The organism is Rhizobium sp. NFR12 (assembly GCF_900108545.1).
Taxonomy (GTDB): Bacteria; Pseudomonadota; Alphaproteobacteria; order Rhizobiales; family Rhizobiaceae; genus Neorhizobium; species Neorhizobium soli.
In genome coordinates this window covers 1-11,544 of record NZ_FNWM01000008.1, presented here as the reverse complement: position 1 = coordinate 11,544, position 11,544 = coordinate 1, and the positions used below count along the sequence as shown (strand labels likewise).

General features: G+C 60.5%; 11 protein-coding genes. 4 read left to right on the top strand and 7 right to left on the bottom strand.

What is annotated here, in order from left to right; genetic code table 11:
- Positions 1-3: 3 nt before the first annotated feature.
- Positions 4-1,545, bottom strand: coding sequence for an L-piperidine-6-carboxylate dehydrogenase (locus BLW69_RS21795; protein ID WP_092665315.1), 1,542 nt, complete (start codon positions 1,543-1,545; stop codon positions 4-6).
- A gap of 83 nt (positions 1,546-1,628) precedes the next feature.
- A complete protein-coding gene (locus BLW69_RS21790; protein WP_092665397.1) occupies positions 1,629-2,912 on the bottom strand; it encodes an NAD(P)/FAD-dependent oxidoreductase in 1,284 nt (427 codons plus the stop codon).
- Between the two features lie 92 nt (positions 2,913-3,004).
- Between BLW69_RS21790 and BLW69_RS21785 the strand changes: the two genes are divergently transcribed.
- Both BLW69_RS21785 and BLW69_RS21780 read left to right on the top strand, forming a co-directional pair.
- On the top strand, positions 3,005-3,943 hold the full coding sequence (locus BLW69_RS21785; RefSeq protein ID WP_092665313.1) for a LysR family transcriptional regulator: 939 nt from the start codon (positions 3,005-3,007) through the stop codon (positions 3,941-3,943).
- Positions 3,944-3,989: 46 nt separating this feature from the next.
- Entirely contained in the window at positions 3,990-4,226 is a 237-nt protein-coding gene (locus tag BLW69_RS21780; RefSeq protein WP_062463623.1) for an Lrp/AsnC ligand binding domain-containing protein, read from the top strand.
- 66 nt (positions 4,227-4,292) lie between these two features.
- Here the strand turns inward: BLW69_RS21780 and BLW69_RS21775 are convergent, their stop codons facing one another.
- Together BLW69_RS21775 and purU are read right to left on the bottom strand one after the other, a co-directional pair.
- Positions 4,293-4,490: a hypothetical protein gene (locus BLW69_RS21775; protein WP_062576904.1), complete on the bottom strand. Its 198-nt coding sequence runs from the start codon at positions 4,488-4,490 to the stop codon at positions 4,293-4,295.
- Positions 4,491-4,976: 486 nt separating this feature from the next.
- A complete protein-coding gene (purU, locus tag BLW69_RS21770) occupies positions 4,977-5,861 on the bottom strand; it encodes a formyltetrahydrofolate deformylase (protein WP_092665310.1) in 885 nt (294 codons plus the stop codon).
- 364 nt (positions 5,862-6,225) lie between these two features.
- On the opposite strand from purU, the gene BLW69_RS21765 reads away from it, so the two are divergent.
- Positions 6,226-7,239, top strand: coding sequence for a glycoside hydrolase family 5 protein (locus BLW69_RS21765; RefSeq protein ID WP_244508930.1), 1,014 nt, complete (start codon positions 6,226-6,228; stop codon positions 7,237-7,239).
- Positions 7,240-7,280: 41 nt separating this feature from the next.
- On the opposite strand, the gene BLW69_RS21760 is transcribed toward BLW69_RS21765, so the two are convergent.
- Complete coding sequence (locus BLW69_RS21760; RefSeq protein ID WP_092665304.1) at positions 7,281-8,327, bottom strand: lysine-2,3-aminomutase-like protein; 1,047 nt, start codon at positions 8,325-8,327, stop codon at positions 7,281-7,283.
- Positions 8,324-9,394, bottom strand: coding sequence for an EF-P lysine aminoacylase EpmA (gene epmA, locus BLW69_RS21755; protein WP_092665301.1), 1,071 nt, complete (start codon positions 9,392-9,394; stop codon positions 8,324-8,326). The genes BLW69_RS21760 and epmA overlap by 4 nt, the downstream gene beginning before the upstream one ends.
- 162 nt (positions 9,395-9,556) lie before the next feature.
- Between epmA and efp the strand changes: the two genes are divergently transcribed.
- Positions 9,557-10,126: an elongation factor P gene (efp, locus tag BLW69_RS21750; RefSeq protein ID WP_062463637.1), complete on the top strand. Its 570-nt coding sequence runs from the start codon at positions 9,557-9,559 to the stop codon at positions 10,124-10,126.
- Between the two features lie 129 nt (positions 10,127-10,255).
- Here the strand turns inward: efp and BLW69_RS21745 are convergent.
- The coding region (locus BLW69_RS21745) for an efflux transporter outer membrane subunit (protein WP_139283920.1) at positions 10,256-11,544 on the bottom strand (1,289 nt) is incomplete at its 5' end.

Below are 11,544 nucleotides of genomic sequence, written 5' to 3'. Positions count from 1 at the left end.
GTATCAGTCGATATCGAACTTGACGCCCTGCGCGAGCGGCAGGGTGCGACCATAGTTCACGGTGTTGGTGGCGCGGCGCATATAGGCACGCCATGCGTCGGAGCCCGATTCGCGGCCGCCGCCGGTTTCCTTCTCGCCACCGAAAGCGCCGCCGATTTCAGCGCCCGACGGGCCGATATTCACGTTGGCAATGCCGCAATCGGAACCGCGTGCGGAAACGAAGGCTTCGGCTTCCCTTATGTCGTTGGTGAAGATCGACGAGGACAGGCCCTGCGGCACATCGTTGTGTAGCGCAATCGCTTCGTCGAAATCCTGATATCGGATGACGTAGAGGATCGGTGCGAAGGTTTCGTCTCTGACCGGGCCGGTCTGATCAGGCATTTCGACGATGGCCGGGCGCACGTAATAGGCATCAGCCGCTTCGCCATCCAGCACGCGTTCACCGCCAACGACCGTGCCGCCGGCGGCCTTGGCTGCCTCAAGTGCCGCCTTCATCTTGTCGAAAGCTGCCTGATCGATCAGCGGGCCGACGAGATTGCCGTCCTGCAGCGGAGAGCCGATGGTGACCGACTGGTAGGCCTTGGCAAGGCGCGGCACGAGCGCATCATAGACGCTGTCATGGACGAAGAGGCGGCGGAGCGTCGTGCAGCGCTGTCCGGCTGTGCCCATGGCAGAGAAGGCGACACCGCGCAGGGTCAGATCGAGATCGGCCGTCTGGGTGACGATCGCGGCGTTGTTGCCGCCGAGTTCGAGAATGGAGCGGGCAAAGCGCTGCGCCAGCCGCGGACCGACTTCGCGGCCCATGCGGGTGGAGCCGGTCGCAGAGACGAGCGGCACCTTGTCGTGGTCCACGAGGATTTCGCCGATGTCGCGGCCGCCGATCAGCAGGGTCGAGAGGTTCTGAGGGGCTTTTCCGCCATCGGCGATATAGCGAGACAGCGCCTTTTCGAAGATCGCCTGGGTGGCGAGTGCGGTCAGTGGGGTCTTTTCCGATGGCTTCCAGATGGTGGAATTGCCGCAGACGAGGGCAAGCGCTGCATTCCACGACCAGACGGCGACGGGGAAGTTGAAGGCGGAGATGATGCCGACGGGGCCGAGCGGATGCCAGGTTTCCATCATCCGGTGCTCGGAACGTTCGGTTGCGATCGTCAGACCGTAGAGCTGGCGTGACAGGCCGACTGCGAAGTCGCAGATGTCGATCATTTCCTGGACTTCGCCAAGACCTTCTGATGTCACCTTGCCGACTTCGATCGACACGAGGCGACCGAGGGAAGATTTGGCGGCACGCAGTTCCTCGCCCAGCAGCCGGATCAGTTCGCCGCGCTTGGGCGCTGGCACAAGGCGCCATTCGAGGAAGGCCTGATGCGCGGCGTCGATCGCTGCTCTCGCATCGTCCGCGCTCACCTCCGGCAGCTTGCCGATTTCGGTGCCCGTGATCGGCGAGCGGACGGTGAGTGTGCCGCCCTTGTACTGGTCGGCTGTGACGCCGAGATCAGCAAAGATCTTGTCCACTTCAGCGACGAGGTCGAGTTTGGCGAGCGTCATGTCGGTCTCCGGATATCGAAATTTGGGGTCAATCTACAAATCGGGGCCGGTTTGACAACAGGTTCGCCGATATTCGTTCAGGGTCAGAAGCGTTCGCCCGTGAAATGAGCGATCTGGGCGCCGGCCTCGTAATAGGCTTCCTTGACGGTGCGAAAGCCTGGTTCGGTGACGCTGGTCAGCGGCAGCGGCAGGTCTTCCTCGGTGATTTCTCCGAGGATATGGCGGGCAAGAACCTTGCCGAAATTGGTGCCCGGCGAGATGCCGCGGCCATTATAGCCGGAAAAACCGATGACGTTGCGGCCGAATTTGTGGAAGCGCGGCAGTGCGTTGTCGGTCATGCCGATCTTGCCGTGCCATTCGGCTTCGAATTCGACGTCGCCAAGCTGCGGGAAAAGCCGCTTCAGCGACCGCCGCGCCCAGGACGTGTGGATGTCGATGCCCGTTCCGCGCAATGCGCCGACGGAACCGAAGACGAGGCGGCCGGCCTTGTCCATCCGGAAGGAGGACAGGACTTCCTTCGTATCCCAGCAGCCTTCGCAGTTCGGCAGCACGGATCCGCGCAGGTTGGCGGACAGCGGCTTTGTCGCCAGGTTGAAATAGGGCAGGTGCACCTGTTCGCGCCGTATCTGCGCCCATGGGCCGGTGCTGTAGGCGTCCGTCGATACGATGATCCAGTCGGCGTGAACCTCGCCTTCAGCAGTCTTGACGATTTTCTTGCCATCTGCCTCGGACGTTTCGATGACGGCGCTGCCGGTGTGGATTTTCGCGCCGGCCTTGATCGCCGCATGGGCAAGGCCGCGGGCATAGGCGAGCGGCTGAAGCGTGCCGGCGCGCATGTCGAGAAGCGCGCCTGAATAAGCGCTTGTGCCGATCCGGCGTTCGGTCTCTGCCGCATCCAGCAGGGTAACCGGGGCGCCGCGCTTTTGCCACTGGCGCGCGCGTTCCTCCAGTTCCCGCATGCCCTTGTCGCCGACAGCGCAGTGGAGCGTGCCGTTGGTTTCAAGCTCGCAGGCGATAGCATGTTTCTCGATCAGTTCGCGGACGAGATAAGGGCCGTTGCCGAGCAGGTCGAGCGCACGCTCGCCGTAGTGATCGCCGAGTTCCTTCGGAAAATCGTCGGGCATGACCCACATGCCGGCGTTGATCAGCCCGACATTGCGGCCGGCACCGCCAAAGCCGATCTCGGCTGCTTCCAAAAGGACGACGTCGACGCCGCGTTCCGCCAGATGCAAGGCCGCGGACAGGCCGGTATAGCCGCCACCGACGATCACCACGTCCGACGACGTTGATCCTCTCAGAGGAAGAGTGGAAGGAGCCGCAGGAGCAGTTCTTTCCCAGAGGCCGTGGGAGCGCTGGTCGTCGAGCATCGAAAGTTCCCGCACTTTATGTTTTGCAGACTTTACAGAACCCTTTTCCCGATGAATATCGACATAATCTCAACAGGTCATTCGTGGGAGGAATGACAATGCTCCCGCCAAGACGGTTTCTTCCATCGTTTTCGCTTCTTGCCGCCTTCGAGGCGGCGGCTCGCAGTGGCAGCGTCACTGCGGCCGCGAACGAACTCGGCCTGACACAGAGCGCCGTCAGCCGCCAGATATCAGCGCTGGAGAAACAGCTGGGCGTGGCGCTGTTCCTGCGCGAGCGGCAGACGATTCGACTGACACTTGCCGGCGATGCCTATGCGCGCGAGGTGCGTGAAGCGCTGCGGCGGATTTCCAATGCGTCGCTGAACCTTCGGGCCAATCCGTCCGGTGGAACCCTCAATCTCGGCATCCTGCCGTTTTTTGGAACGCGCTGGCTAACTCCAAGGATCGGCAGGTTTCTCGATCTTCACCCCGGCGTCGTCGTCAACCTGACCACCCGGCTGGAGCCGTTCGACTTCCGGTTCGATACGCTGGATGCGGCGATCCATTTCGGCTCGGCGCGCTGGCCGGGTGCTGCCCTGACATTCCTGATGGACGAGGATGTGATCCCGGCCTGCAGCCCGGATTTCCTAAGGAAGCACGCCATTCGGGCACCCGGTGATCTGGTGCATGCGCCGCTGCTTCACCTCAACAGCCGGCCGGATGCCTGGGAGACGTGGTTCCGCAACGCAGCAACCGAGTTCGACGCACTGCATGGCATGCTGTTTGATCAGTTTGCGACCATGGTCGAGGCGGCCGTGGCGGGCCTTGGCACGGCGTTGCTGCCGCGCTTTCTGATCGAGCGCGAACTGCAACAGGGGCTGCTGGTGGAGGCGGTTGCCGGGGGATCGATGGGGACGGGACAATATTCTCTCGCCTATCCACCCGACCGCGCAACCTACCCGCCGCTTGCCGTCTTTCGCGACTGGATCTCGCGGGAGATCGAAGCGGATGGCGACCGGTCACTTGCGATCATGGGCGCTATCGGCCAATAGTCCGTGAGACTTGTTATTGTTTTGACCGACCGACGGGAAGACCCTGATGAAACCGATATTCGTCCAGCTTCGCTGCAAGCCCGGCAAGACCTACGAGGTCGCCGATGCGATCTACAAGACCGAGCTGGCTTCCGAACTCTATTCCACCAGCGGTGACTGGGACCTGCTTCTGAAAGTCTATATCAGCGGCGACGATGAAATCGGCCGCTTCGTCAACGAGAAGATCGCCTCCATTCCAGGTATCGAGCGGTCGCTGACGACGATGACGTTCACGGCGTTCTGATCCGTGATGCCTTACATAGAAAAGCCGCCTCAAGGGCGGCTTTTCTGTCTCGACGATCAGGTTTGATCAGGCAAGCGCCGTCGGTGCCTGGGCGCGTGCACGCACCAGGTCACGGATGGCCAGTTTCACTTCGTCGGGCGAATTGAAACGCTGCTCATCGAGATCGATGACGTGAAACTTCACGGCAATGAATTTCAACCGGTCTTCATCCGGGATAACGATACCGACGGGCTCGCCGCCGAATTCTATAACTTGCTTTTGCATGGCATGCTCCCGCGTTTGCTGCCTAAAGCGCAGCACTGGCGAATGGATTTTCAGGAACGAAAGAACTGAAAGGTCTACATTCGACAGCACGGAAGGGAGCTACGCTCCGTGCCTAGCATCTTATACGCGAACCGACCGTAGGCGGCGACGTAAGCAGGTTTAATCATGTCACTCTCCCTCATGGCGTTGCGTAAAATGCCGACGGATAACGTCCGTCGATCGAAAGTGGACTTTAGGTGACTCGCAGAATGCGATCAACGAAAATCCTTTTAAAGGAAATATTTTTCTGTCTGATGACAGTATCGCGGCGGAAATGTGAAATTTCATTCGCGATGGCCTGTCCTTCGACAAGCCAGGAAATAGGTGCGGGCCTCGTCTGCGACAAGATGAGACCGGCTAAAGTTATTGTGACACGTTGTTATTTAGCGCGGCGCCGACCGTCGGTAAACCGACAGTCGGATCAAAGCATTAGATGACTCGGATGGATTACCCCATACGCTCGGAGGCGTAGGAGCCGGGGCTCGGCGGGAAGACCACCGTGCGATTGCCGTTGATGAAGGTGCGGTGGTGGATATGCGCATGGATCGCGCGGGCCAGAACCTGGCTTTCCACATCACGGCCAAGCGAGACATAATCGTCAGGCGATTGCGCGTGGGTAATGCGCACCGTGTCCTGCTCGATGATCGGGCCTTCGTCGAGATCGGCGGTGACGTAGTGAGCGGTCGCACCGATCAGCTTCACGCCGCGCTGGTAGGCCTGCTTGTAAGGGTTGGCACCCTTGAAGCTGGGCAGGAAGGAATGGTGGATGTTGATGATCTTGCCCGACATTTTCTGACACAGCTGATCCGACAGAACCTGCATGTAACGGGCCAGAACCACCAGTTCGGCACCGCTTGCCTCGACGACATCAAGCAACTGCGCCTCTGCCTGCGGCTTGTTTTCCTTCGTCACCTTGATGTGGTGGAAGGGGATATCGTTGTTGACCACCTGCTTCTGGTATTCGAAGTGGTTGGAGACGACGCCGACGATATCGATCGGCAGCGCGCCGATCTTCCAGCGGTAGAGAAGGTCGTTGAGGCAATGCCCGAATCGCGACACCATCAGAAGCACCTTCATGCGTTCTTCGGTATCGAAGATGTCCCATTCCATCTCGAACTTATCCGCGACGGGCTTGAGACCTTCGGAAAGTGCGGAGCGTCCGACGCCTTCTTCCGAGATGAACGATACCCGCATGAAGAAGCGTCCGGTATCCAGATCGTCGAACTGCGAGCTGTCGATGATGTTGCAGCCCTGTTCCGCCAGAAAGCCGGAAAGCGCAGCAACAATGCCGCGCGTGGAACGGCAGGTGACGGTCAGTACATAGCTTTTCATCGATAACCCCTTGGTCTGCACTTGGCGGAAATCCTTGTAGACATAACCACGCCGGCGGACCATATCCGAAGGCGCAGGAAAGAACAGAAATACGGAGGCGTTTTTCCGTTCCGGCTCAAAGCAATGGAACGTTCCACCCTTACAAACGGCAGCTTAGGCAAGGACGTCAAAAATTCCGGTCCTTTTGCGCCTTTCACGCGTTGATCACCGTCGCGGTGCTTGGTCCGCCGCGCATTTGTCATTCAATATTTTCGAATATTTATTTCGTCGGATTTTGTAAGATACGGGAGGAATGCTGGTGGCTAGATATGCGGGGCGGTTTCAGGGTAAGGCCTGGTTGGGTAGAAACCTCAGAAGCATTGCCTTGAGGGGAATCGCCTTGATCGGTGCGGCCAGTCTCGCGACGCAGCCGGTTTCCGCTGCCACGACCTGTATGCGGGGCATCAATCTCGCCGGTGCCGAATTCGGTAAGGTTGGCGATGCCTACGGTAAAGGCTACACTTACCCTTCAGCCGAAACGATCCGCTATTTTGCAAGCAAGGGCTTCACAGCCGTTCGGCTGCCATTTCTATGGGAAAGGCTGCAGCCCAAGCTCTATGCGTCGTTCGATCGGGCTGAGGCCAAGCGGCTTGCGGCTACTGTCGAGCTTGTACGCAAAGCCGGCATGGTCGTCATTCTCGATCCGCATAATTATGCCCGCTATAAAGGCGATCTGATCGGCACGGACAACGTCCCGCAAAGCGCCTTCGCCGATTTCTGGCGCAGGCTTTCGGTGCGGTTTGGCACGGAGGCAGACATCGCTTTCGGCTTGATGAACGAACCGCATGGCATTGCAGCCGAAGACTGGGTGTCTGCCGCCAACAGTGCGATTGCCGCTATAAGGCAGGCCGGGTCATCCAGTCTGATCCTCGTTCCCGGCACGGCCTGGACCGGGGCGCATAGCTGGACTGCCGGCGATTACGGCACCACCAACGCTGCGGCGATGTCGGCGATCGTCGACCCCAAGAACAACTACGTTTTCGAGGTGCATCAGTATCTCGATCTGGATTTTTCCGGCAAGAATGACGAATGCTCGCGTGCCGCTGATGCGGTCAAGGCGCTCTCCGACGTCGGCACCTGGTTGAAGCAGAACAACCGGCGTGGCCTGCTGGGTGAGTTTGCCGTTCCGCGCCAGCCGGAATGCCAGTCGGCATTGGTCGATATGGTCAAGGTCGTCGAGAGCAACCCGGATGCGTGGCTGGGCTGGGCCTATTGGGCAGCCGGTGACTGGTGGCCGGAAGACGAGATCCTTAACATCCAGCCGGTTCGCACGGTCGACAAGCCGCAGATGGCAACGCTTTTGAAAGCGATGTCGGAAAATGCTTCCTGCGGGCGGTAAGCCGTCAACATTTCACGTGAATCACAGAACGCGGACTCAATTCACGTCGGTGGATAGGTGTGTTCGTTGCCGCGAAAATCGCGGACGGAGTAGCAGCCGCCTTCTGGGCGCGCAGCGCTTTCGCCGATGACCGCCTTGCCGTGGCCGCCTGGAATATCGAGCACGTAAGTCGGCTGGCAAAGTCCGGAAATGGTGCCGCGCAGAGCCGAAACGATTCGCTGGCCCTCGGCGATATCGAGCCGGAAATGGCCTGTGCCTGGCGCCAGGTCCGGATGGTGCAGGTAATAGGGTTTGATGCGCGTTTCGACGAAAGCCTTCATCAGGTCGCCGAGCACTTTCGGATCGTCGTTGATGCCTTTGAGCAGGACCGTCTGGCTGACCATCGCAAAGCCGGCGTCAATCAGCCTTGCGCAGGCAGCCCGCGCGTCCTCAGTCATTTCGCGGGGATGGTTGGCGTGGAGCGCCACATAGATTGTCTTGCCGCTTTCCTTCAGCGCCGCAATCATCGGCGCATCCACCCTCTCGGGCTCGACCGCCGGCACGCGCGTATGAAAGCGCACGATTTTGACATGCTCGATTTCAGCCAATCCAACCATGATCACGGAAAGCCGGCGCGGAGACAGGACAAGCGGATCGCCGCCGGTCAGAATGACTTCCCAAATTTCCTCATGAGTGCGGATGTAGTCGAGCGCGGCCGTTAGTTCGTCCGGCGAAAGCGTTCCATCGCCCTGCGGGCCAACCATTTCACGGCGAAAGCAGAAACGGCAATAAACAGGACAGATGTGCACGGCCTTCAGAAGGACGCGGTCCGGGTAGCGGTGGACGATGCCTTTGACCGGACTATGCGCCGCGTCGCCGATCGGATCGGCCCGTTCGTCCGGTGTGCCGACAAGCTCGGCTGCGTCGGGCACGAATTGTCGCGCAATCGGATCGGCGTCATCGGTCGGGTCGATCAGCGAGAGGACCGTCGGCGTCAGCGCGATCGCGTAACTGCCGGCGACGGCACGGATGCCGTCGAGACGGTCTTGCGCAATCAGCCCTGCATCGGCCAGTTCCTCGGGCGTTTTCAAGGTACGCGCGACGCTCACGGCAGAACCTCGGCGACGGGCGCCCACAGGACCTGGTCGATGCGGGTGGCGCCGGTTGCGAGCATCGCCAAGCGATCAAAGCCCAGTGCTGCGCCGCTTGCCTGCGGCATGATCGAAAGCGCTGACAGGAAATCTTCATCGATCGGATAAGTCTCGCCGTAGATGCGGGCTTTCTCCGCCATGTCGTGCTCGAACCGGCGGCGCTGTTCGGCCGCATCGGTCAGTTCGCCGAAAGCATTCGCCAGTTCTACGCCGCATGCGTACAGCTCGAAGCGTTCGGCAACGCGGGGATCGCGGGCCGAGGGTCGGGCGAGGGCTGCTTCCGAGATGGGATACTCGCAGAGGATCGTCGCCCGGCCCTGACCGAGATGCGGTTCGATCTTTTCGACCAAGACCTTGCTGAACAGATCCGCCCAGGTATCGTCCTTTGAAACCCGGAGGCCGGTGCGGGTGAGTTCGGACGCGAGAGCGTCGCGATCGGTCGCGCCATCGGTTTGCACGGAGGAAAGCAGATCGATCCCGGCGTATCGAAGGAAGGCTTCCGCCAGCGTCACGATTTCGGGGTCGGCAAAGGGGTCGGTTTCCATGCCGCGAAACGCGAACCGCTTCGTCCCCGTGGTCTCGGCGGCGAGTTTCAGCATGTCGGCGCAATCGGCCATCAGTTGCTCGTAGTTTTCGCCAACCCGGTACCATTCCAGCATGGTGAATTCCGGGTGGTGCAAGGGGCCGCGCTCCCGGTTGCGATAGACATGCGCGAAGGTGAAGATGCGCTTCTCGCCGGCTGCAAGCAGCTTCTTTGCGGCAAATTCCGGCGAGGTGTGCAGGTAAAGCGGCGCTGCGCGGCCGTCGATCGTCAGCGCTTGCGTCGCGAAGGCATGAAGGTGGGTTTCGTTGCCGGGCGATACCTGCAAGGTCGCAGTGTCGACCTCGATGAAATCCGCCTTGCCGAAGAAACCCCGCAGCGCTGTCTGAAGCCCGTTGCGGCCCATGAGGAAAGGCCGCCGGTCAGCGTGGTTTTCCGGTGTCCACCATGGCGCAGATCGGGCTTCGGATCGAAACAGGCTCATTTCGGCTTTCTTCGCGGGTTCTTGCCCGCAAGGCTTCCACTTTGCGCGTTTTTGCGGTAGTTGCCCGGAAAACAGATCATCCGTCCTTCAGGCCGGTTATCGCCCGGTCCTCTACGACGCATTCCCGGCAGTTACAAGCCGGCACGCCAACAAGGAATTCAAATGGTCAAGGTCATCGCATCTTCCGTCCGCAAGGGTAACGTCATCGACGTCGACGGCAAGCTCTATGTGGTTCTCACCGCCGAGAACTTCCATCCCGGCAAGGGCACTCCGGTGACCCAGGTCAACATGCGTCGCATCGTTGACGGCGTGAAGGTTTCGGAACGCTGGCGCACCACGGAACAGGTCGAGCGTGCCTTCGTCGAAGACGTCAACTTCCAGTTCCTCTATGAAGACGGCGAAGGCTTCCACTTCATGAACCCGGAAAACTACGATCAGATCGTCGTGGACGTGGATACGATGGGCGACCAGAAGGCGTATCTGCAGGAAGGCATGACCTGCGTCCTGTCTATGCATGAAGGCATCGCGCTCGCGCTGCAGCTGCCGCGTCACGTCACGCTTGAGATCGTCGAGACAGAGCCGGTCACGAAGGGACAGACAGCATCGTCCTCCTACAAGCCGGCGATCCTGTCGAACGGCATCCGCACGGCCGTTCCGCCGCATGTTGATACCGGCACCCGCGTCGTCATTGCCACGGAAGACAATTCCTACGTCGAGCGCGCCAAGAACTGATCGAAGCATCAGGCTTCATTCGAGCATTAAAAAACCTCCGAGCCGCAGGCTTCGGAGGTTTTTTGTTGTCTGGCGATCCTGCGAGAAGAAAAGGGCCGGCGAACCGGCCCGTCCATCCTGTTTCGCTGTTTAGTTTTTCAGAACCAGCTTGGCGGAGGCCACCTGTGCCGTCGGTGATCCGAAGGCATAACCGCCACCGAGTGCGACGTTGAGCGAGACATAGTCCTGCGCCATCTGCTGTACGGCCTGGGCCAGACTTGCCTGGGCGGTGGAGACTTCGCGCTGTGCGTCGAGAACGTCGAGCAGCGAGGAGGCGCCATCACGATAGCTGGCGGTTGCGAGCTGCAGAGCTTCCTCGTAGGATTTCACGGTCGCACGGAGCGCTGCCACGGTGCGGCCATCGCGGGCAACGGCGGCAAGCGCGTTCTCGACTTCCTCGACGGCATCGAGAACCGTCTGCTTCCAGGACAGATAGGCTTCGCGGGCTGACGATTCGGACGACTTGACGTTGGCACGCAGGGCGCCGCCGTCGAAGATCGGAAGAGACAAGGCCGGACCGAAGGACCAGGACAGGATGCCACTTTCGCCGCTTCCGGCAACGCGGGTGTAGGATGGCGAAATGGCGCCACCCAGCGTAATCGCGGGATAGAGCTGTGCTTCGGCAACGCCGATCTGCGCAACGGCTGCGGCAAGCTGCCGTTCGGACGCACGGATGTCAGGTCGATTGCGGATCAGGTCGGCGGGAATGCCGGTCTTGGTGCTGTAGCGGGCGACCGGCTGGCGGGCACCGCGCTGCAGTTCAGGAAGCAGTGTGGACGCCGGCATGCCCAGAAGCGTCGCGATGCGATGCGCCGCGGTGCGATACTGGGTCTCGAGACCTGGCAGCTCTGACAGTGTCGAGTTCACAAGACCTTCGGCCTGAACAACATCCAGTCTGGAGGCAGCACCGGCTTCCAGCTGAAGCTTGGTGAGATCAAGCGTTTCACGGCGAGAACCGAGGTTCTTTTTGGTGATCGCGATACGCTCCTGATAGTAGCGAACATCGATATAGGCTGCGGCAACCTGCGAAAGCAGGCTCAGGCGCGCAACGTCGACGCTTGCATAGGCGGCGTCGAGACTGGCAAGAGCCGATTCCTTGCTGCGGCGGTAAAGGCCGAAGAGATCCAGGAACCAGGACGCGCTGGCTCCACCAACGGCGGATGATTGCGGTGCGGTCGATGTTGGACCGAGCCGCCCGCCGATGTCCTTGGTGCCGCTGCGTTCGCCCTGCGCATCGATATCGAGCGAAGGAAGACCGCCGGCGCCGGCGCTGACGACGGATGCCTGGGCCTGGTTGATGCGTTCCAGAGCCTGCAGAACGCTGAGGTTCTGGGCCAGGCCCGTCTGCATGTAGCCGTTCAGGCGCGTGTCGGAAAACG